Annotated in this window: 21 protein-coding genes and 1 riboswitch; of the genes, 12 read left to right on the forward strand and 9 right to left on the reverse strand. The window is 67.1% G+C overall.

The window, feature by feature from the left end:
- Positions 1 to 5: 5 nt before the first annotated feature.
- From GFS60_RS07450 to GFS60_RS07460, 3 genes are read right to left on the reverse strand one after another with little or no spacing between them, the layout of a single operon-like run.
- Entirely contained in the window at positions 6 to 2,300 is a 2,295-nt protein-coding gene (locus GFS60_RS07450) for a serine/threonine-protein kinase (RefSeq protein ID WP_159920074.1), read from the reverse strand.
- Between the two features lie 5 nt (positions 2,301 to 2,305).
- The gene (locus tag GFS60_RS07455) at positions 2,306 to 3,289 is read right to left on the reverse strand and encodes a glutamate ABC transporter substrate-binding protein (protein WP_201453518.1); all 984 of its coding nucleotides are present in this window, start codon (positions 3,287 to 3,289) and stop codon (positions 2,306 to 2,308) included.
- Positions 3,286 to 4,647: a hypothetical protein gene (locus tag GFS60_RS07460; RefSeq protein WP_236603397.1), complete on the reverse strand. Its 1,362-nt coding sequence runs from the start codon at positions 4,645 to 4,647 to the stop codon at positions 3,286 to 3,288. Before GFS60_RS07460 ends, GFS60_RS07455 begins: the two co-directional genes overlap by 4 nt.
- A 198-nt stretch (positions 4,648 to 4,845) precedes the next feature.
- Between GFS60_RS07460 and GFS60_RS07465 the strand changes: the two genes are divergently transcribed.
- The gene (locus tag GFS60_RS07465) at positions 4,846 to 5,604 is read left to right on the forward strand and encodes an NUDIX hydrolase (protein WP_159920078.1); all 759 of its coding nucleotides are present in this window, start codon (positions 4,846 to 4,848) and stop codon (positions 5,602 to 5,604) included.
- Position 5,605: 1 nt separating this feature from the next.
- Here GFS60_RS07465 and thiE read toward each other — a convergent pair whose 3' ends face one another.
- A complete protein-coding gene (thiE, locus tag GFS60_RS07470) occupies positions 5,606 to 6,304 on the reverse strand; it encodes a thiamine phosphate synthase (protein WP_159920080.1) in 699 nt (232 codons plus the stop codon).
- Between the two features lie 134 nt (positions 6,305 to 6,438).
- Between thiE and thiO the strand changes: the two genes are divergently transcribed.
- The 7 genes from thiO (at position 6,439) to GFS60_RS07505 (ending at position 12,882) form a co-directional block, all read left to right on the forward strand.
- Positions 6,439 to 7,521, forward strand: coding sequence for a glycine oxidase ThiO (gene thiO / locus GFS60_RS07475; protein ID WP_159920082.1), 1,083 nt, complete (start codon positions 6,439 to 6,441; stop codon positions 7,519 to 7,521).
- Between the two features lie 2 nt (positions 7,522 to 7,523).
- Positions 7,524 to 7,748: a sulfur carrier protein ThiS gene (gene thiS / locus GFS60_RS07480; protein ID WP_159920084.1), complete on the forward strand. Its 225-nt coding sequence runs from the start codon at positions 7,524 to 7,526 to the stop codon at positions 7,746 to 7,748.
- Positions 7,741 to 8,508, forward strand: coding sequence for a thiazole synthase (locus GFS60_RS07485; RefSeq protein WP_109327637.1), 768 nt, complete (start codon positions 7,741 to 7,743; stop codon positions 8,506 to 8,508). The genes thiS and GFS60_RS07485 overlap by 8 nt, the downstream gene beginning before the upstream one ends.
- A gap of 131 nt (positions 8,509 to 8,639) precedes the next feature.
- On the forward strand, positions 8,640 to 9,581 hold the full coding sequence (locus GFS60_RS07490) for an ABC transporter ATP-binding protein (RefSeq protein ID WP_159920086.1): 942 nt from the start codon (positions 8,640 to 8,642) through the stop codon (positions 9,579 to 9,581).
- Positions 9,581 to 10,375, forward strand: coding sequence for an ABC transporter permease (locus GFS60_RS07495; RefSeq protein WP_159920088.1), 795 nt, complete (start codon positions 9,581 to 9,583; stop codon positions 10,373 to 10,375). Before GFS60_RS07490 ends, GFS60_RS07495 begins: the two co-directional genes overlap by 1 nt.
- A 145-nt stretch (positions 10,376 to 10,520) precedes the next feature.
- Complete coding sequence (locus GFS60_RS07500; protein ID WP_201453519.1) at positions 10,521 to 11,975, forward strand: M20/M25/M40 family metallo-hydrolase; 1,455 nt, start codon at positions 10,521 to 10,523, stop codon at positions 11,973 to 11,975.
- A 52-nt stretch (positions 11,976 to 12,027) separates the two neighbouring features.
- A complete protein-coding gene (locus tag GFS60_RS07505; protein WP_159920090.1) occupies positions 12,028 to 12,882 on the forward strand; it encodes an adenylate/guanylate cyclase domain-containing protein in 855 nt (284 codons plus the stop codon).
- Positions 12,883 to 12,914: 32 nt separating this feature from the next.
- Here the strand turns inward: GFS60_RS07505 and thiD are convergent, their stop codons facing one another.
- The gene (thiD, locus tag GFS60_RS07510) at positions 12,915 to 13,760 is read right to left on the reverse strand and encodes a bifunctional hydroxymethylpyrimidine kinase/phosphomethylpyrimidine kinase (RefSeq protein WP_159920092.1); all 846 of its coding nucleotides are present in this window, start codon (positions 13,758 to 13,760) and stop codon (positions 12,915 to 12,917) included.
- A 10-nt stretch (positions 13,761 to 13,770) separates the two neighbouring features.
- Entirely contained in the window at positions 13,771 to 15,417 is a 1,647-nt protein-coding gene (thiC, locus tag GFS60_RS07515) for a phosphomethylpyrimidine synthase ThiC (protein WP_159920094.1), read from the reverse strand.
- Positions 15,409 to 15,516: riboswitch (TPP riboswitch) on the reverse strand. (Overlaps the previous gene by 9 nt.)
- A gap of 132 nt (positions 15,517 to 15,648) precedes the next feature.
- On the opposite strand from thiC, the gene GFS60_RS07520 reads away from it, so the two are divergent.
- Positions 15,649 to 16,023, forward strand: a complete 375-nt coding sequence (locus tag GFS60_RS07520) for a GNAT family N-acetyltransferase (RefSeq protein WP_159920096.1) — start codon at positions 15,649 to 15,651, stop codon at positions 16,021 to 16,023.
- 89 nt (positions 16,024 to 16,112) lie between these two features.
- The gene (locus GFS60_RS07525) at positions 16,113 to 16,472 is read left to right on the forward strand and encodes a GNAT family N-acetyltransferase (RefSeq protein ID WP_159920098.1); all 360 of its coding nucleotides are present in this window, start codon (positions 16,113 to 16,115) and stop codon (positions 16,470 to 16,472) included.
- 33 nt (positions 16,473 to 16,505) lie between these two features.
- Here the strand turns inward: GFS60_RS07525 and GFS60_RS07530 are convergent, their stop codons facing one another.
- From GFS60_RS07530 to GFS60_RS07540, 3 genes are read right to left on the reverse strand one after another with little or no spacing between them, the layout of a single operon-like run.
- Positions 16,506 to 17,309 carry an exodeoxyribonuclease III gene (locus tag GFS60_RS07530; RefSeq protein ID WP_159920100.1) on the reverse strand — a complete coding sequence of 268 codons (804 nt, stop codon included), beginning with the start codon at positions 17,307 to 17,309 and terminating at the stop codon, positions 16,506 to 16,508.
- Between the two features lie 9 nt (positions 17,310 to 17,318).
- Positions 17,319 to 18,293, reverse strand: a complete 975-nt coding sequence (locus tag GFS60_RS07535; RefSeq protein ID WP_159920102.1) for an N-acetylglutamate synthase, CG3035 family — start codon at positions 18,291 to 18,293, stop codon at positions 17,319 to 17,321.
- Positions 18,283 to 18,873, reverse strand: coding sequence for a peptide deformylase (locus tag GFS60_RS07540; protein ID WP_159920104.1), 591 nt, complete (start codon positions 18,871 to 18,873; stop codon positions 18,283 to 18,285). Before GFS60_RS07540 ends, GFS60_RS07535 begins: the two co-directional genes overlap by 11 nt.
- Before the next feature lie 179 nt (positions 18,874 to 19,052).
- Here GFS60_RS07540 and GFS60_RS07545 point away from each other — a divergent pair, with 179 nt between their 5' ends.
- A complete protein-coding gene (locus tag GFS60_RS07545) occupies positions 19,053 to 19,391 on the forward strand; it encodes a DUF3263 domain-containing protein (RefSeq protein ID WP_159920106.1) in 339 nt (112 codons plus the stop codon).
- 76 nt (positions 19,392 to 19,467) lie between these two features.
- Positions 19,468 to 19,977, forward strand: coding sequence for a LytR C-terminal domain-containing protein (locus GFS60_RS07550; protein ID WP_284708606.1), 510 nt, complete (start codon positions 19,468 to 19,470; stop codon positions 19,975 to 19,977).
- The last annotated feature ends 22 nt before the right edge of the window (positions 19,978 to 19,999 follow it).

Here is a 19,999-nt window from a genome sequence, read left to right on the forward strand (position 1 = left end):
GACTGCTAGAAAAGGCTTTTCGGGCGAATGGTGTTGGCCCGGTCGACCAGCGCATAGCGGTGGGTGCGTTCGGGTGCTTTTCGGGCCAGTGCGCGCAGCGCCGCCTCGGCGCCGGTGCGTAACCCGTGTTCGGTGAACGGCACACCGAGGAAAGGTCTGTGTTCGGTGGTGGACGTGTGGCCGCTGCGTATCCAGTCGAGTGCGGTACCCAGCACGAGGGTGCGCATCTGGAGTGCCCGGCTCTCTTCGTGCGGCAGCGCGGCCACACGAAGCGCCGCCTCACGCAGCTGGGACTCCTCGATCTTGTCGATCGGCCGCCCGGACAGCAGTACAAGCACACCGGTCATCCGGGCCACGGTGAAGTGCCGGGAGGTGGGGGGAACCTCGTCGAGCGCCGCGAGGGCACCGGAAAGATCTCCGCGCTCGGTGAGTTGCCGTGCCAGCCCGAATGCCGCACTCACCGCGTTGTGGTCGGTGCGCCACACCGACCGGTAGTACTTCTCCGCGAACGACCGCCACGGGGCCGGGTCCGAGGTATCCCAGTGCTGCAGGATCAACTCGGCGGTCGCGGCCAGGGCGAGCTTGGGTGCCGTCTCACCGGGCATCGCTTGCAGCACGCCTTCGAAGTGGGAGAAGGCTGCCTCGTAGTCGCCGGAGAGCAGTGCGGCGATTCCTGCATACCAGTCGATCCGCCAGTTGTCGCCGACGTCTCCCTCCACTTCCCCGAGCAGGGTGAGTGCCGTGGCCGCGTCACCGAGATCGAGGTGGGCCTTGATCTCGGCGAGCGTGAGTTCGCGGGAAAACGACACATCGGGACTTCCGACGAGGCGTTCGATGCCGTTGTCTCGGGCATGTCGCAGGGAGTCGAGCGTCTGCTGAGGTTCGCTGTGAACGGCGGCGGCCAGCAGGGGAGCGTTGGGGTCGGTGGGATCGATCAGCGGCACCGCCAGCGCCTGCGCCACCGAGCGCGCATCGAGTTTCTGGTCTCGTTGCACACCGTCGACGTAGACGTCGGTCTGTTCGATGGCCTCGTCGGTGCCGAAAGTTGTTCGCTGCCTGCTGAACACCGTGGAGAGTCCGGGGTGTTCCTCGCCGGTCTGCTGCGCGAGTACCTCACGGAGCACGCCGGTGAGCTGACCGGCCATCTCCTGCGCCGAGCGGAAACGCTTCGCGGGGTCGGGATCGGTGGCACGCAGCAGGAGGCGATGGAAGAATTCGTATTCGGCCAGCAGCGGCGCGTTGTCGGGCGTCGGTATCCCGTCGAGGTACCGGCCCTTGTCGGAGGGCATGTCGAGCGTCAGCACCGCCAGCGTGCGGCCCACCGTGTAGATGTCGGAGGCGACGGTCGGGCCCGTCTTCACGATCTCCGGTGCCTGGAAACCTGGTGTGCCGTACAGATAGCCGTAGTCCTCGATGCCCGCGACCGCGCCGAGGTCGATCAGCTTGAGCGAATCCTCGGTCACCATCACGTTGTCGGGCTTGAGGTCGTTGTAGACCAGGCCCGTCGAGTGCAGATAGTCGAGTGCCGGAAGTATTTCCAGCACATAGGCGATGGCTTGCTCGATGGGCATCCGTTCGGGGCGGTGGTGCGTCGAGAGAACGTCCCTCAGCGAGTGCCCGCCCACGTACTCCATGACGATGTACCCCATCGGAGTCCCGTCGGATCGGGGGTGCTCGACGAAGTTGTAGATCTTCACGATGCTCGGGTGCGCCACCTCGGCGAGGAACTGGCGTTCGGCCACGGCGACCGCCTGCGCCTCGGCATCACCGAAATGCAACAGACCCTTGAGAACCACCCATCGATCGCTCACGTTGCGGTCGATTGCGAGATAGATCCACCCGAGACCGCCGTGCGCGATGCATCCCTGCACCTCGTACTGGCCGCTCACCAGCTCGCCAGGCCGCAGAAGCGGCCGGAAGTCGAAAGTGGCGGCGCACGAAGGGCATGTGCCGAACTCGCACTCTTCCGCAGTGGCGCACTTCCGGCCGACCGGATTGCCGCACTTCCAGCAGAACCGCTTGTTCTCGGGAACCGTCGGGTCCGACATCACGGCCGAAGCCGGGTCGACCGTCTTCACCACCGGCACTTCGACGAGCCCACCACCCAGGCGCAGGCGGCCACCGGAGCGACTGCGCGGTGACCTCGTCGAGCGACCTGTCGTCGAGGCTCCCGATGGACGCGAAGCCTGCGTGGCCTGTTCCGGTTCGCGGGGTGCAGCCTGCGTGGCCTGTTCCGGTTCGCGGGGCGCAGCCTGGGTGGCGACCTCCGGATCCGGCGACCCTGTATTCTCCTGGGACATCGGCCTCAGTCCTGGTACACGGCGGCCGGAGGGACGGGCGACGGTCCCAGCATCGACAACCAGCGGTTGTAGGAGTCGGTCCAGGTTCCGTCGCGGCGGATCCGCTCGAGGGTGCCGTTGACGAACCGCACGAGGTCCTCGTTCGATTTGGTGATGCCGATTCCGTACGGTTCGGCGCCCATGCTGTCCCCGACGATCTCGAGGTACGGGTCCTGAGATGCCAGTCCGGCCAGAATCGTGTCGTCGGACGTCACCGCGTCGACCTGCCGTTGCTGCAACACCACCAGGCAGTCGGACCACATCGGCACGGTGAGGATCTCGGCCGTCGGCGCCACCTGCTGCAGCCGCGCCAACGACGTGGTGCCGCGCACCACACATACCCGTTGTCCGGCCAGATCCGCCGGACCGCGGATGGGCGAGCCCTTGACGACGAGGACCCGTTGTCGCGCCTCGAAGTACTGGCTCGAGAACGCCACCCGCTCTCGCCGGTCGCAGGTGATCGTCATCGTCTTGGCGACGACATCGACCAGCGACTCCTGCAGCGCCCGTTCACGATTGGCGGACGTGAGAATTCGGTACTCCAGGCGCTCCGGGTCACCGAAGAGATCCCGTGCGATCTCACGGGCGATGTCTACATCGAACCCCTCGATCGTGCCGGTGGCCGGGTCGCGGAAACTCATGAGGTTACTGCCGGTATCCAACCCGACGATCAGCCTGCCCCGCGCGCGGATGGCGTCGACTGTCGGGCTCGGTGGTGGTGGGCCTGCGTCGGAAACGGGGCGCAGACTGGCTGTGGGATCGCCGCAGTCGCCGCCCGGCGCGGGAGAAGGCGTCGAACGGTCCGTCGGTGCCGGGGCGACGCCGGCGGGCAACGGCGGTTCGGTGTACGAGATGCTCGGCGAACCGACGTGCCCCGACGTCGACTGGGCGCAACCGCAGAGGAGCATCGCCAGCGCCAGCACGATGGGTGCGATCCGGTGCCGCCTCACTGATACTCCCTCAACCGCGGCCACAGTCCGATGATAATTCCGATCACGGCGATCAGCGTCAGGGCGAAGGCACCCGGGCCCAACGCCGTCAGCACCCCGGATGCGGACGCCACATGGGAGCGCAGATGATCGCGGGCAGAGTCGATGCCTTCGGTGAGCGCATCGTCGAGAGCGGTGAACTGGGCGGCCGAATTCTCGCCTCCGGGACCGATGGCGATGGCCGCGCCGGCGAGGAAATCGCCCTCGGCGAGAACGGTGTTCATCCGTTCGTGCGCCGTCGACCATCGGTTCCATGCTTCCTCGGCCCGGGTCACCTCGGCGTCACCGACCGGGTTGTCGTCCTCGCGCGGATAGTTCGACAGCACCGCACCGAGCTGAGCGGACTTGTCGTCGAACACCGCGTCGTAGTCGCCGTTCGAATCGCGCCGCACCAACCGGAGTGTCTCCTCGGTGCGCGCCTGCTGGGCGAGGATGCGACCGGTGGTCAATTCGTGCAGCGGCCGGGCACCCTCGGTGAGTGCGCGATGGGTGTCGAGAGCCGAAATCAGCCCTGCTATCAGCATCCATGCCAGCAGAATGGCGGTAGCCGACGATGCCAGGATCAAACCGAGATTGAACGTGCGCCGAGTGAGCCGGGCCAGCACTACCTGGGTGAGGACCAATCCCACCGCGGCCGTCAACAGGAGCGCGAGCGCGAACCACGGAGGCCGTGAATAGTTACTCTGCGTCGACGCCACACGGGCCTCGTGCCCGGCGTGCAACTGCTGTGCCATCGGAAGCAGGCTCGTCTGCATCAGCGTCGAGGCCTCCCCGAGGTAGGCCGCCCCGACGGGGTTGCCCACCCGGTTGTTCGCCCGCGCGGTCTCGACGAGCCCGGTGTACACCGTGAGGTCGGTGGAGATGGAGGCGAGGAGTCGGCGGCTGTCTGCCTCGCTCGCTGCCAGCCCGCCGGAGGCATGGACGAGATCCGCCGACGCCGTACCGATCGCCTGCGCATACCTGTCCCGAAGGTCGCCTGGCTCGAGACCCCCCGAGATGAACGCCGTCGTGGCTGCGGCGTCGGCCACCGACAACCCGATATACAGATTCTGCGCCGAGTACGACAGCGGTTCGGCATCCACGAGGACGGCGTCGAGCGTGGCCGCCCTGCCGTTCACCGTGGAGGTGGCCACCAGACCGGCGGCCACGCACAGGAGCATGAGCAGAATGCCGAGACCTGTCAGTCTGGCCGGGGTCGAATGGAGGAAGGCGCGCAACTCCCTGCGGCGAGCCACCGCCGGATCGACCTCGTCGTCCCCGAGGGCCGACAAAGCTCGGCTACCGTGGGGTTCGATCGACGGTGCCTCACGCAGAACCACGTCGCACCCCTTCTGAAACCGGCCGCACTGTGTGGGGAGCATATAAGCTGCCGCGCCGGGAGGCGGTCAACCGGACGGAGTGCGGGATCGTGCCCCCGCCGAACGAAGCCCGAACGGGGCCGTGAGCTGGCGAGGCAGGGAGAAACCGTTAGTGTGAGGGAACTGCAGGTGACCCATCAGGTCGGACAGGGGTAGTCGATGCGTGGTGACGGGGACGGCTGGGCAACCGGTCCGGACGGCAGTCGTCATTGGGGCAAGCACGGTGCGGCCGGATTGTTGTTGCGTGCTCCGCTCGCGGACGAGACGCCCGCGGTGCTGCTCCAGCATCGTGCGGTCTGGAGCCATCAAGGCGGGACGTGGGCGTTGCCAGGCGGCGCCCGGGACAGCCACGAGACGACGACCCATGCTGCGGTCCGGGAAGCCCACGAGGAGACCGGCATCGAGAGCGCGGCCATCCGGGTGCGCACCGAGGTCGTGACGATGGAAGCCGCCAGCGGGTGGAGCTACACCACGGTGATCGCCGACGCCGAACGCCCGCTCCCCACCGTTGCCAACGGTGAGAGCACGGAGCTGCGCTGGGTTCGTGAGTCCGACGTCGCAGGGCTGCCACTCCATCCGGGGTTCCAAGCGGGCTGGCAGATGCTGCGCACCACGGAGGTACGGCTGGTCCTCGCCGGGCACGACGTTCTGGGGGAGCACGCCTCGCTGACACACTTGTCGAAGGCGTTGCCCCGCACGATCCACCTGCCCGACGGAACCTACGGCTGGCTCCCGCGCGTGGAGGTGCTCGACTCGCTCGAGGTGATCGGTGGCACCGCGGAGCCGGCAGGCCATGGCACCACCGTCGGAACGGTGACCGCCGTGGTGACCGCGGACCCCGAACTCGTCGACCAACTCGCGGGCACCGTCCTCACCCTGGAGCCGTCGACCGTCCTGGGCTGGCTGGATCAGCCGTAACTCAGCTGTTGCCGCGAAGCATTCCGGCGAGTGAGCGCGCCGCCGCCTGAGGGTCCCGGGCCTCCGTGATCGCCCGCACCACGACGATTCGGGTGGCCCCCGCAGCCAGAATCTCCGGTACTCGCGACTCGTCGATGCCACCGATCGCAAACCAGGGTCGGGTGGGCTGCGAATCGGCGGTGGACCGCACCAGCTCGATACCCGCTGCCGTGCGTCCCGGCTTGGTAGGGGTGGCCCACACGGGCCCGGTGCAGAAGTAGTCGACATCGTCCTCGATCGCCGCGAGACTGGCCTGCGCCCGGCTGTGGGTGGACCGGCCGATCAGGACATCCGGCCCTACGACGTTCCGGGCGTACGGCACCGGAAGGTCGCCCTGGCCGAGGTGCAGGACATCGGCACCGGCTGCGAGCGCCATGTCGGCGCGGTCGTTGACGGCGAGCAGGGCGCCGTGCCTCCGTGCGACGGCGGCGAGCACGGACAGTGCCGCAAGTTCGTCGCGTGCGTCCATCGGACCCAGCTCGCGCTCGCCGGCCGAGCCCTTGTCGCGGAGCTGGATGATGTCGACACCACCGGACAGCGCGGCTTCCGCGAACTGTGCCAGGTCACCTTTCTCGCGTCGAGCGTCGGTACACAGGTACAAACGCGCAGCTCCGAGGCGACGCCGACGTTCTGCATGGCTGGTGTGATGCGAGGTGGTCACGGCATGACGGTAGCCTCTACGGTGAAAGTGCAACACGGGAGTCCCGGGATCGTGGGGCTGAGAGGGGCTCACGCCGAGCCCGACCGTCATACCTGACCCGGATCATGCCGGCGCAGGAAGTGAGGTGGTGTTCGATGTCAACGGTTCTGAGACCACGGTCGGTGTCCGTCGTCGGCGGCGGGGTGATCGGGCTGTCGATTGCGTGGCGCGCCGCCCACGCCGGGTGGTCGGTCCGCCTGTACGACCCGGCGATCGGCTCGGGTGCGTCGTGGGTGGCAGGGGGAATGCTGGCACCGCTGTCCGAGGGCTGGCCCGGCGAGGAGAGTGTGCTCGAGCTGGGCAGTGCGTCACTGGACCGGTGGCGCGAGTTCGGCAAGGAGCTCGAGGCCGCCGCCGGTGTCGAGCTGTTCACGTCGGCCAGTTCACTCACCGTCGCGCTCGACGCCGCCGATGCCGAAGATCTGCGGACCATCGCCGAATGGGTCGGTGCGCAGGGACGCGACCTGCAGATCCTGAGCCGAAGCGAGGTACGCGAACTCGAGCCGATGCTCGGGCGTGGGGTTCGGCTCGGACTGCTCGCGGTCGCGGAACTTGCCGTCGACAACCGGTTGCTGCTGGCGGCACTGCGGACGTGCGCAGTCGACGCCGGAGTGGAGTTGATCGAGGAGAGTGTGTCCGACCTCGGCCTGCTCGACACCGACCAGATCGTCCTCACCGCAGGCGTCGCGTCGCCGTCGCTGTGGCCGGGGCTTCCGGTTCGCCCGGTGAAGGGGGAGATCCTGCGGCTGCGTGCCCGTCCCGGGGTGACGCCGGCGCCGGGTCGCACCATCCGCGGCAGTGTGCACGGCCGTCCCGCGTACCTCGTGCCGCGGGCCGACGGAATCGTCGTGGGCGCCACCCAGCACGAATCCGGCCACGACACCCAGGTCACCGTCGCCGGGGTGCGGGACCTCATCGCCGACGCCGAAGCACTGATGCCTGCGATCGGTGAGTACGAACTGCGCGAGGCCTCGGCCGGTCTGCGGCCGATGACTCCCGACAATCTGCCCCTGATCGGGCGAGTGTCGGATCGGGTCGTGGTGGCGACGGGACACGGACGCAACGGCGTCCTGCTCACCCCCGTCACCGCCGACGCGACGGTGGCACTGTTGGAGGGATCGGCTCTCGCCGAGGCGAAGGCTGCCGACCCCGGACGTTTCGAGAAAGTAGCGAGGTAGAGATGAGTGAGCAGCAAGTCGTGGTGCCCGTCGGCATCACCGTCAACGGCGAGGACCACGAGTTCGCGGTAGCGCCCACCGTCGCCCAGCTGCTGGAGACGCTGAACCTGCCCACGAAGGGCATCGCGGTAGCTGTCAACGGTGCCGTGTTCCCGAAGGCCCGCTGGGACGAAGTCGTGGACCGCGGCTGGGACATCGAGATCCTCACGGCGGTGCAGGGTGGCTGACGTGACACCGGTGGCGCAGAAGGGCCTGACCATCGCCGGCCGCACCTTCGACTCGCGGCTGATCATGGGCACCGGCGGGGCCGCCAACCTCACCGTGCTGGAAGAGGCGCTGGTGGCATCCGGCACCGAGTTGACGACCGTCGCGATGCGCCGGGTCGACGCGGCCGGCGGCACCGGCGTGCTCGACCTGCTGCGGCGGCTCGACATCGCTCCGCTGCCGAACACCGCGGGTTGCCGGGGCGCGGCCGAGGCGGTGCTCACCGCGCAGCTCGCCCGGGAGGCGCTGGAAACCGACTGGGTGAAGCTCGAGGTGATCGCCGACGAACGCACCCTGATGCCCGACGCGATCGAGCTCGTCAGTGCTGCAGAGCAATTGGTCGACGACGGCTTCGTCGTCCTGCCTTACACCACGGACGACCCGGTGCTGGCCCGCCGGCTGGAGGACATCGGGTGTGTTGCCGTGATGCCCCTGGGGTCACCGATCGGAACCGGATTGGGCATCGCCAACCCGCACAACATCGAAATGATCGTCGACGGGGCCGGGGTGCCGGTGATCCTCGACGCCGGCATCGGAACCGCGAGCGACGCCACCCTGGCGATGGAATTGGGCTGTGACGCCGTCCTCCTGGCCACCGCCGTCACCCGGGCCAAGGACCCGGCGCTGATGGCGTCGGCGATGCGCGGCGCTGTCGTGGCGGGATACGAGGCACGTCACGCGGGCCGGATACCCAAGCGATTCTGGGCACAGGCGTCGTCCTGACCACTTCCGTGCGGGTGGCGTTCTCAGGGTTCTGTCGGGGTGGGTCCGGGGACGGGTGGTACCACGGGACGAGTCGACAGTAGACCCACGGCGGATGCGCCTCACCCCATGGTTCGGGCATCCTCGTCACCATGATTGAAGTGAGGGGACTGACAAAGACCTTCGGTGCGACGAAGGCGGTGGACAACCTGACGTTCACCGTCCAGCCGGGTATGGTCACCGGCTTCCTCGGGCCGAACGGTGCAGGCAAATCGACGACGATGCGGATGATCCTCGGGCTGGACCGTCCCACCGCGGGCACGGCGCTGATCGACGGCAAACCGTACCGCGAGCTGGTGCAGCCGCTCCGGACCGTGGGCGCACTCCTGGACGCCAAGTGGGTGCACCCCAACCGCTCCGCCCGCGCCCACCTGCAGTGGATGGCGGCCTCGAACTCGCTGCCGAAGAGCCGGGTGGACGAGGTGCTGCACCTCGTAGGCCTCACGGAGGTGGCAGGCAAGAAGGCCGGTGGGTTCTCGCTCGGCATGTCCCAGCGACTCGGCCTGGCCGCCACCCTTCTCGGTGACCCGAAGGTGCTGCTGTTCGACGAGCCGGTCAACGGTCTCGACCCCGAGGGCATCGTGTGGATCCGCAAATTCATGCAGCGCCTCGCGGCCGAGGGACGCACCGTGCTGGTGTCGAGCCATCTGCTCTCCGAGATGGCACTCACCGCAGAGCATCTGGTGGTCATCGGCCGTGGGCGCCTGATCGCAGACACGACGGTGTCGGAATTCGTGAGCAAGTCCTCGGAATCGACGGTGCGGGTGCGCAGTCCCCAACTGGATGCGCTGCGGAGCGCGCTGACGTCGAATGGGCTCACGGTGCGCGAGGACGGATCCGACGGGCAGCAGGCGCTCGTCGTGGTCGATTCGTCCACCGACGTGATCGGCGCGATCGCCGGATCGCAGGGAATCACCCTCCACGAGTTGGCGTCTCAGCGCGGTTCGCTCGAGGACGCCTTCATGAAACTGACAGGAGACGACGTGCAGTACCACGCAGAAAGCGTCGACGACGTGATGAGGGGTGCACTGTAATGGCTGTTCTCAATGCGGAACGCATCAAGATCACCTCCACCCGGTCGCCGTGGTGGTGCACCGTCATCATCGTCGTGCTGGGTCTCGGCCTGGCCGCGGTCATCGGACTGAGCGCGAAGGCCAGCATCAACTCCTTCAACGACCAGATGGCGGACGGGAAGGAACCCGATTTCGAACCCTTCCTGCCGCAGATGGCCGACGCCGTCGGCGGCGTCTCCGGATTCGGTGTTCTGGTCCTGATGATCCTCGCGACCCTGGCAGTGACCAGTGAATACCGCTTCGGGGTCATTCGCACCACGTTCCAGGCGATTCCGAACCGCGCTTCCGTCCTCGTCGCCAAGGCCGGCCTGATCGGCGCGTTCGGTGCCGTGCTGACGTTCGTCCTCACCTTCGGGGCGTACGCCATCGCGAAGGCGACCGCGGGCAACGAGGCAGGTGCTGCCCTCACACTCTCCGGTGGGGATGCGTGGCGGTCGATCTACGGGGTGCCGATCTACGCGTTCCTGTGTGTCGTGCTCGCCGTCGGGATCGGTGCGTTGCTGCGCCAGTCGGCGGGAGCGATCGCGCTACTGCTGCTGTGGCCGCTACTGATCGAAAGCCTGTTCAACCTGTTCGGATCATTCGGTGAGAAAATCATGCCGTTTCTGCCGTTCCTCAATGCCAACCACTTCCTCGGGGCACCGCAAGGCGTGGACTTCCACTGGGGCCCGTGGGGCAGTCTCGTGTACTTCGCGGTGTTCGTCCTGGTGATCTTCGGGGCCAGCCTGGTGGTGGTGAACAAGCGCGACGCGTGAGACCGATAGAGTACTTTCGCCCTGCCCCTCCGCCAGGTGAACGTCGGGAGACCTGGCTGGGATCGTAGGCAGGGCGGGGAGCCTGTGGGCCGGTGCGACATCCATTCGCACCGGCCCACAGGTGGTTCTGCGTTAGGCTCCCGACATGCGACTACGGGGACTTTTCACCGTCGGAGTGACCGGTGCGCTGGTGCTGGCCGGGTGCTCGTCCACGAGCGAACCGGAGTCGCCACCGGTCGACGCGAGCGCTCTCGCCGGATCGGTCACCGAGGACGCGCTGGTGGCGCATCTCGAGGAACTGCAGACCATCGCCGACGACAACGACGGCAACCGCGCCGCAGGCACACCCGGATACGAGGCCAGCGTCGACTACGTGGCACAAGTTCTGACGGACAACGGCTTCGACGTCCAGACCCCGGAATTCGAGTTCCACAATTTCGATGTCGCCGCCGAGAAACTGAGGTCGCACGATCGTGACCTCGAGGTGCGAGCACTGTCCTACAGCCCGTCCACCGGCCCCGACGGACTGACGGCGCGATTGGTGCCGGCTCGCCAGGACGAGACGCCGGGGTGTGAGGCAACGGATTACGACGGTCTCGACGTCAACGGAGCGATCGTGCTGGTCGACCGGGGTATCTGCCCGTTCTCGGCCAAACAGCAGATAGCGGCCGAGCGCGGCGCTTCGGCCGTGATCGTGGTCAACAACGAAGACGGGCCGATGAGCGGTGGCACTCTCGGCGATCCGTCGGCGGGCAAAATTCCCACCGGCGGGGTGAGCAGGGCCGACGGCGACGCGCTCCGGCAGGGCGGCGGAGACGTCACGCTGACGCTCGACACCAGCACCGAGACCAGCACGTCCCGTAACGTCATCGCCCAGACCACGACGGGCTCCACCGACGATGTCGTCATGGTCGGCGCTCATCTCGACAGCGTTCCCGAGGGTCCCGGCATCAACGACAACGGCACAGGCGTGGCCGCGATCCTCGAAACGGCGGTCCAGCTCGGCGGTTCCCCGGACGCCGACAACACGGTGCGGTTCGCCTTCTGGGGCGCCGAAGAACTGGGCCTGCTCGGCTCCGAGGCCTACGTCACCGGCCTGAGCGAGGAGGAACGCAACGACATTGCGCTCTACCTGAACTTCGACATGCTCGGCTCGGAGAACGCCGGCTACCTGACCTACGACGGCGACAACTCCGACAACGTCGGCGAAGGGCCCGGCCCCGAAGGTTCGGCGGGAATCGAGCGCACTTTCGTCGATTACCTCGGTAAGAACGGTATCGCCGCGAACGGCACCGATTTCGACGGCCGCTCCGACTACGGTCCGTTCATCGAGCAGAAAATTCCGTCGGGCGGGGTGTTCAGTGGTGCCGACGACAAGAAGACCGCCGAGGAGGCCCAGAAATGGGGTGGCACACCCGACGCCGTGTTCGACAAGCATTACCACAGCCCGACCGACACCCTCGCAAACATCGACCGGGCAGCTCTTGCGAAGAACGCGTCCGCGGTGGCCTACGCAGTCGGGGTCTACGCGGAGTCACTGGCCGGCCCCAACGGTGTCCCCACCGGCGCCGATCGGGAGAAGGCTCGGGCAGCGCAGTGATGTCCGATTCGTCACGGGCTTCTGCCTGTGACGCTGGGTTACTCTTGCGCTCGTGAGCGAAGACCCGGCCGACGACAGCGCTGCCGAACTCGACGCTGCGTCGGAGGAGAGCAGACAGGACAAGGTTCTGGGCTGGGTGGGAGCACTGAACCGTCGGCCCCAACTGATCGAGGGACTGCGCAGGGTCCGCCGTGCCTTGCCGGGAGATCCGGCATTCGGCGACCCGCTGTCCACCGCAGGCCCCGGCACCGCACGCGCCGTGGCCCGCGTGGCGGACCGCTTCCTCGACCATCAGCCGGGAGCGTCCCGGGAGATGAGCCTCGGCGCCCTGCAGGTGTGGCAAGCGCTGCTCGAGCGCACCGGCCGCGGCCGGGGAACCCGGGAAGTAACCATCGTGTTCACCGACCTCGTCGGCTTCTCGAGCTGGTCCCTCCCCGCCGGCGATACCGCCACACTCGCGCTGCTACGAGACGTCGCCAAAGCAATCGAGACACCCATGGTCGACCGCGGCGGACACGTCGTGAAGCGGATGGGCGACGGCGTGATGGCCGTCTTCCCCTGCCCTGATCGCGCCGTCGACGCCGTCTTCGCCGCGCAGGACGCGCTCCGGAATGTCGAGGTCGACGGCTACCGTCCGCGGATGCGGGTCGGAATCCACACGGGAGTTCCCCGGCAGATCGGCAGCGATTGGCTCGGCGTCGACGTCACCATCGCGGCCCGCATGATGGAGCTCGGCGGGGACGGCAACGTCATGGCTTCGTCCGCCACCCTCTCGGCGCTTCAGCCGGGGACACTCGAGGAACTCGGTATCAGCGTCAAACCGTGGCGCCGCGCCTTCTTCGCCCCCGCCCCCAGCGGGGTGCCGTCCGACCTCGGCATCTGGCGGCTGCGGCTCCGCCGCCCGTGAGTACTTCTTAACCGCCGCAGGTTAATAAGTACTCACGGGCGGCGAAGTCGCCAGAGGGGGGAGACTGGGCCATGACCCGCCCCCAGGTCGTACGACGCCTCGAGGCACTTGGTGACCCATTCCTTGCCGAACGCGACGGCGTCGGGCACAGACCACCCGTGGGCGAGTGCGCTGGCGATGGCCGCCGCGAGGGTGTCGCCGCCTCCGTGGTCGTTGCCGGTGTCGATCCGGGGGCTGCTGAACTCCCGGAAGGTGTCCCCGTCGAAGAGCAGGTCGGTACTGACCTCCGACGTACGCAGATGGCCACCCTTGACGATCGACCACTGGGCCCCGAGCGCGTGCAGAGCCTCGGCTGCGCGGCGCGCGGTGGCGTCGTCCACCACCTCGATCCCGGTGATGAGCCGGACCTCGTCGAGGTTCGGCGTCACCACCGTCGCGATCGGTATCAACGTGTTCCGTACGGCGTCGAGCGCTTCGGCGTGGAGCAGCGGATCCCCGTGCATCGACGCGCAGACCGGGTCGACGACGAGCGGGACCGGATGGCCGCGCCCGATCCCCACTTCTGTGCAGACACCCGCGACGGCCTCGATGATGGCGGTGGACGCCAGCATGCCCGTTTTCGCCGCTCCCACGCCGATGTCACCGACGACGGAGCGGACCTGCGCCGCCACCGTCTCGGGCGGAATTTCGTGGAACCCGCTCACACCGACGGAGTTCTGCACGGTCACGGCGGCCACCGCGACGCATGCGTGGACACCGCACAGAGCCATCGTCCGTGAATCGGCCTGAATTCCGGCGCCACCGCCAGAATCGGTGCCGGCGATGGTGAGGACTCGGACGGGGGTCTGGCCGTCGGGGGCCAGGGGCAGCAGCTTCACGGAGGGGACCTTACCGATTCTCTGAGGTGACGGATTCGACGGGCAGATATACGCGGCCACCTGCGCCGACGAACTCGTCCGACTTCTCGGCCATGCCCGCCTCGATGGCCTCCACCGAATCGAGGCCGTTCTTCTCGGCGTACTCCCGGACATCGGCGGAGATCCGCATCGAGCAGAACTTCGGGCCACACATCGAGCAGAAGTGGGCTGTTTTCGCGGGCTCCGCAGGCAGGGTCTCGTCGTGGAATTCGCGGGCGGTGTCCGGGTCGAGGGACAGCGCGAACTGGTCGTGCCAGCGGAATTCGAAGCGCGCCTTCGACAAAGCATCGTCTCGTTCCTGCGCCCGAGGGTGCTGCTTGGCGAGGTCGGCGGCGTGCGCGGCGATCTTGTACGTGATCACGCCGGTTTTGACGTCGTCGCGGTTCGGCAGCCCGAGGTGCTCCTTCGGCGTCACGTAGCAGAGCATGGCGGTGCCCGCCTGCGCGATCATCGCCGCACCGATGGCCGAAGTGATGTGGTCGTAGGCCGGGGCGATATCGGTGGCCAATGGGCCCAGGGTATAGAACGGCGCCTCTTCGCACAGTTCCTCCTCCAGGCGTACGTTCTCGACGATCTTGTGCATCGGCACGTGTCCGGGTCCTTCGATCATCACCTGCACGCCATAAGATTTCGCGATCTTCGTGAGCTCGCCCAGGGTGCGAAGCTCCGCGAACTGCGCCTCGTCGTTGGCATCCGCGATCGAACCCGGCCGGAGTCCGTCGCCGAGCGAGAATGTGACGTCGTAGCGGTGCAGGATCTCGCACAACTCCTCGAAGTGCGTGTACAGGAACGACTCCCGGTGATGTGCCAGGCACCAGGCCGCCATGATGGAGCCGCCGCGCGAGACGATGCCGGTGACGCGACGCGCGGTCAGCGGAATGTACCGGAGCAGCACCCCGGCATGGACCGTCATGTAGTCGACGCCCTGCTCGCATTGTTCGAGCACGGTGTCTCGGTAGTTCTCCCAGGTGAGGGCGGTCGGATCGCCGTTCACCTTCTCGAGTGCCTGATAGATCGGCACGGTGCCCACCGGGACCGGTGAATTGCGCAGGATCCACTCGCGTGTCTCGTGAATGTTCTTGCCGGTCGAGAGGTCCATGATGGTGTCGGCGCCCCAACGGGTGGCCCACACCATCTTCTCCACTTCTTCGGCGATCGAGGACGTGACCGCACTGTTGCCGATGTTCGCATTGATCTTCACCGCAAACGCCTTGCCGATGATCATCGGCTCGAGTTCTGCATGCTTGCGGTTGGCCGGGATCACGGCCCGTCCCGCAGCGACCTCGGCGAGCACGGTGTCCGGTGAGACACCCTCGCGCGCAGCGCAGTAACGCATTTCCGGAGTGAGGACGCCCGCCCGGGCGGCGTCCAGCTGGGTCTGCCCGCGATCCCCGGACCACTGCTCGCGGATGCGGGGCAGTCCGGCCGCAACGTCGATCTGGGCGTTCGAATCGGTGTACGGGCCGGACGTGTCGTACAGGTCGAGATGCTCACCGTTGGTCAGGTGGACGCGCCGGACCGGTACGCGGATGTCGTCGCTCCACTGCACGTATTCCTTGGTGCTGCCCGCGATCGGCCCCGTCGTGACGGACGTGGCCGTAGATACAGTTCTGCTCATCGAGATGCTCCCTACGCCGGCATTACCCGGACAGGTTCGACGGTCGACGGCCCTAGCCGTCCTCTCAGCCCGCTGGTGCGAGCCCCCGTGGATGTGTAGTTGTCGCACAGACTGTAACCGACATGTCTGTGAGAAATCATTCGGGGGAACCTTGGACAGCAGCCCGGAGAGTCGGTATAAATGGTGACGTACATCACGTTTTGATCACGAAGCAAACCCCAGGAGGTCGCAGTGCTGACGGACTCGCAGGTTGTGGACGTGATCGACAATGCCGATCAGAACCGCTTCGAGTTGCGGCTGAGTGGGGATCTGGTCGGAATCCTCGGATACTACGACCTCTCGGGGCCGCCGACCGGCGCCGGCGCCGGGGTGGGGGTGACGGCCGGTCGGCGCCCGCCCAGCGTCCCGGCTCCGATCGTCTCGTTCATGCACACGGTGATCGTCGAGGACTTCGGGCATCGCGGACTCGCGTCGATGATGGTGGGGCGCTCCCTCGACCTGGCCAGGGAATACGGCTGGAAGGTGCGACCGGTGTGTACCTACGTCCAGCGCTTCCTGTCGGCACATCCGGAGTATCGCGATCTCGTGGTACCGATCGAACGCTGACTGCTGGACGCGGAAAACCCGGCAACGAATCGATCCCGGTTACGGCGTTTGTGCTCCCCCAGTCTGCGACTTACTGGTTCCATGGTGGCATGGATCACATTTCGAAGTCTTCCCCGTCGGGCAGCGTCTCGGCCGCCGATGTTCGTGTACTCGACGATCCGGCTCACGAACGCTTCGACTTGTGGCTCGGTGACGAACTCGTCGGGATTCTCGGCTATCGCGACGAGGACGACATCCCCGGTTTCACGGCGAAACCGGGCGAGGTGGTGGCGTTCATGCACACGGTGGTGAAAGAGGAATTCGGCGGCCGGGGATTGGCGGAAACACTCGTCCGCGCAGCCTTCGACGAGGCACGCACTCGCGGGTGGAAAGTACGCCCGATCTGCACCTACGTCCAGCGCTATCTCTCGCGGCACCCGGAGTCCCTCGACATCCTTGTCGAGGACTGAACGTCTCTACGCCTCCGCGCTCGTGCAGGTGCGTCAGTCTCCGAGGTCGACGATGACCGGCGCGTGATCGCTCGCGCCCTTTCCCTTACGTTCGTTGCGGTCGATCTCCGCCTTGTCGACCCGGCGGGCGAAAGCGGGCGAGCCGAGGATGAAGTCGATCCGCATTCCCTGTTTCTTCGGGAATCGCAGCTGCGTGTAGTCCCAGTAGGTGTACACGCCCGGACCCGGTGTGTGCGGCCGCACCACATCGGTGAAACCTGATTCGAGGAACGACTGGAAGGCCTCCCGCTCGGGTGCGGATGTGTGCGTCTTGCCTTCGAAGAGGGCAGGATCCCACACGTCGTCGTCGGTGGGCGCGATGTTCCAGTCGCCGACCAAGGCGATCTGCTCCTCGGGATTCTTCTCCAGCCACCGGACCGCATCCGAACGCAGTTTCGACAGCCACTCGAGCTTGTAGGTGTAGTGCGGATCTGCCAGCTCGCGTCCGTTCGGAACGTACAGGCTCCACACGCGGACACCGTTGCATGTGGCACCGATCGCGCGGGCTTCCTCGACAGGGGCAACCTCTGGATCCTTGTGGAACCCGGGCTGGTCGTCGAAACCGATCCGAACGTCCGTCAGCCCCACGCGGGACGCGATGGCCACCCCGTTCCACTGACTGATACCGACGTGCGCCACCTCGTAACCGAGTTCGCGGAAACGCTCGTACGGAAACTGCTCGTCCTTGCACTTGGTCTCCTGCATGGCCAACACGTCGGTGTCGGTCCGCTGAAGCCAGTCGAGGATCCGGTCGGTACGGGCACGAACAGAATTCACGTTCCAGGTAGCGATGCGCACGCCGTCAGCCTAGTGCCCGCCGCCGACAGGTTCCGTCGCGTACCGGTATCGATGGTGCGCAACGAAGCCGAGGCCGCGATACATCGCCTGAGCACCCTCGTTCTCCGCGGCCACCTGCAGGCAGGCATGGGTGGCTCCCTGCTCGCGACCCCACGCGATCATCTCGCCGCAGATCAGGCTGCCGATACCGCGCCTGCGGTGGGCCTGCGCCACCTCGACCGCGGTGAGTCCCACCCATAGGCGGCCGTCCGGGGCCGAGGTCACCGAACCGCGTGCGACTGCGAGGAGGGTGGAGTCGGCGGCGCCGATCCGGCCGAAGCCGAGCGTGCCGCCGCGGACGGCGTCGAGCACGTCGACCGCGAAGTCGGGGAGCGCGGATCCGCGGTACCGGTAGAGCGCGAGCCAATCGGAGTCGGGACGATCGGTGATCGTGGTCGTGCGAGGGCCACGGGGAAGAGTGAGATTCGCGATATCGGCGGCCATCACGACCACCTCGTCGCTGAGATTCCATCCTGGTGGCACCGCGCCCAGCCGATCGGGAAGCAGAAGCCGCAACGGGCGGTCGCGCTCGGCGTACCAATCGCGGAGACGATCGAGCGTGCTGCCGGGGGAGCTGTCTGCCAGGTCGCCGACCGTGCCCGGGTCACCGAGTGGGGCCGCCGAGTTCGCGCGCCCGGTGAATCCGTGACCGTACCGGGCCAGCCACCCGTCGATCCAGGCGTGTTCGACTCCCGGCCAACCGTCGGCGGAAGCGAGTTCGAGCGCCCGGATCTCGCTGGTGCGGACCGGCCGCGCGGGGACGGCCTTGAGTGCGATCACCCGGTCCGGTTCCACCTCGACGACCGAACCGTCCGACGCACGCACGGTGACGAACGGCGCGACGCCCTCCAGAATCCCGACGACGTCGGTCATCGGGTGGCTGTGGCCGGGAGGCAACGCGTAACGCAGCACCACCCGGCTACCGACAGGAATGTCAGTCGTCATGCCCGAAGGGGTCTTCGACCGTTCCCGGCACCCAGCTCAGGCCCGGGACGCCCCAGCCGGCGCGTTTGATCGTCTTCTTCGCGGCCCGCGCGTTGCGGCCGATCAGCATGTCGACGTAGAGGAAGCCGTCGAGGTGCCCCACCTCGTGCTGCAACATCCGGGCGAAGAATCCGCGCCCCTCGATGTCGACGGGACTGCCGTCGGCGTCCGTGCCGGTGACTCTGGCCCAGTCGGCGCGGCCGGTGGGGAACTGCTCGCCCGGGACGGAGAGGCAGCCTTCGACGTCGTCGTCCGGGTCGGGCATGGTCTCGGGGACCTCGGACGTTTCGAGCACCGGATTGACGACGCAACCGCGACGGCGGAAGGCTTTGCCGCTGTCGTCGACGTCGGGGCAGTCGTAGACGAACACGCGCAGCGACTCGCCGACCTGGTTGGCGGCGAGCCCGACACCGTTGGCGGCGTCCATCGTGTCGTACATGTCCGCTATGAGTTCGGCGAGCTCTGCGGGTGACTGGGACACCGGCTCGGTCGGCTTGTGCAGTACCGGGTCGCCCACGATCCGGATGGGGAGGATGGCCATGGTTGTCAAGGATAGTGCGGCGCGCCCGCGTCGCCGGCACTGCCTGCGGCCTTCCTCATGGTTGAATAGTCGCTGAAGTACAGCTGTGTAATTCGTTGCTCGGTCGGCCCACGCGATCGAGGAGCCGGGGGAACGTGGTTTCGCTGAATTCGAGCGAGAGCTAGTAGTCGAGGAGTGACATGGACGGCGCAACAGCGCGTAGTCGGAACCAGTCCGAGCGCACCGACAACGACAACTCCGCAGGTGTCGACGAGGTCGCGACCGACGGACTGAGCCGTCGGGAACACGAGATCCTGTCCTTCGAGCGCCAGTGGTGGAAGTATGCCGGGGCCAAGGAAGAGGCAATCAAGGAGCTCTTCGACATGTCGGCCACCCGGTACTACCAGGTCCTCAACGCCCTGGTCGACCGCCAGGAGGCGCTCGAGGCAGATCCGATGCTCGTGAAGCGGCTGCGGCGTCTGCGCGCCAGCAGGCAGAAGGCTCGCGCCGCTCGTCGCCTCGGGTTCGACGTCACCTAGTATCCCGGTCGCTAAGGTCGACACCGTGAGCAATCAGAATCCGCAATCGTCCGGCCCGCCGTTACGTGCCCTCGCCATGGTGCTGATTTCTCTCGCGATACTCTTCGCCGGTCTCGGGTTCGCCTCACTCGGTGATTCGGACTCGGAGAACACTGCGGCCACCGTCACGACCGCCTCCGCGGCCCCGCCGGCTTCTGCCGCGGCGCGCACGACGACTGCGACCGCGCCGGCGTCCGGTGCCACCTCGACGTCCGCGTCGGCGAGCACCACGTCCGGTCCCTCGGGTACATCCGTGTCCGCCGACGCGTCGTCGGTGCCCGTGCGGGTGTTCAACAACAGCAACGTCACCGGACTCGCCGGACAGACGGCCACCGAGCTCACCGAGGCCGGCTGGACGGTGGCCGAAACGGGAAACTATAGCGACGGAACGATCTCCGAAACCACCGTCTACTACGGAAATTCGCCTGCCGAGAAGGAAGCGGCGACGCAGATCGCCGCCGAACTGGGGGCTACGGCCAAACCCCGATTCGCCGGTATCGCGAACTCTTCCGCAGGCGTCATCGTCATCGTCACCGCCGCCGGGTAGCGCGAGCGCCGGTGCAGGCTGG

Origin of the sequence: Rhodococcus sp. WAY2 (assembly GCF_009859915.1) — a bacterium.
Classification (GTDB): domain Bacteria; phylum Actinomycetota; class Actinomycetes; order Mycobacteriales; family Mycobacteriaceae; genus Rhodococcus_F; species Rhodococcus_F oxybenzonivorans.

Bases quoted from the DNA above. Each gene is read 5' to 3' on its own strand.
- GFS60_RS07450 (WP_159920074.1), bottom strand. From the start codon at position 2,300: ATGTCCCAGGAGAATACAGGGTCGCCGGATCCGGAGGTCGCCACCCAG.
- GFS60_RS07465 (WP_159920078.1), top strand. From the start codon at position 4,846: ATGCGTGGTGACGGGGACGGCTGGGCAACCGGTCCGGACGGCAGTCGT.
- thiO (WP_159920082.1), top strand. From the start codon at position 6,439: ATGTCAACGGTTCTGAGACCACGGTCGGTGTCCGTCGTCGGCGGCGGG.
- thiS (WP_159920084.1), top strand. From the start codon at position 7,524: ATGAGTGAGCAGCAAGTCGTGGTGCCCGTCGGCATCACCGTCAACGGC.
- GFS60_RS07490 (WP_159920086.1), top strand. From the start codon at position 8,640: ATGATTGAAGTGAGGGGACTGACAAAGACCTTCGGTGCGACGAAGGCG.
- GFS60_RS07495 (WP_159920088.1), top strand. From the start codon at position 9,581: ATGGCTGTTCTCAATGCGGAACGCATCAAGATCACCTCCACCCGGTCG.
- GFS60_RS07500 (WP_201453519.1), top strand. From the start codon at position 10,521: ATGCGACTACGGGGACTTTTCACCGTCGGAGTGACCGGTGCGCTGGTG.
- thiC (WP_159920094.1), bottom strand. From the start codon at position 15,417: ATGAGCAGAACTGTATCTACGGCCACGTCCGTCACGACGGGGCCGATC.
- GFS60_RS07525 (WP_159920098.1), top strand. From the start codon at position 16,113: ATGGATCACATTTCGAAGTCTTCCCCGTCGGGCAGCGTCTCGGCCGCC.
- GFS60_RS07535 (WP_159920102.1), bottom strand. From the start codon at position 18,293: ATGACGACTGACATTCCTGTCGGTAGCCGGGTGGTGCTGCGTTACGCG.
- GFS60_RS07540 (WP_159920104.1), bottom strand. From the start codon at position 18,873: ATGGCCATCCTCCCCATCCGGATCGTGGGCGACCCGGTACTGCACAAG.
- GFS60_RS07545 (WP_159920106.1), top strand. From the start codon at position 19,053: ATGGACGGCGCAACAGCGCGTAGTCGGAACCAGTCCGAGCGCACCGAC.
- GFS60_RS07550 (WP_284708606.1), top strand. From the start codon at position 19,468: ATGGTGCTGATTTCTCTCGCGATACTCTTCGCCGGTCTCGGGTTCGCC.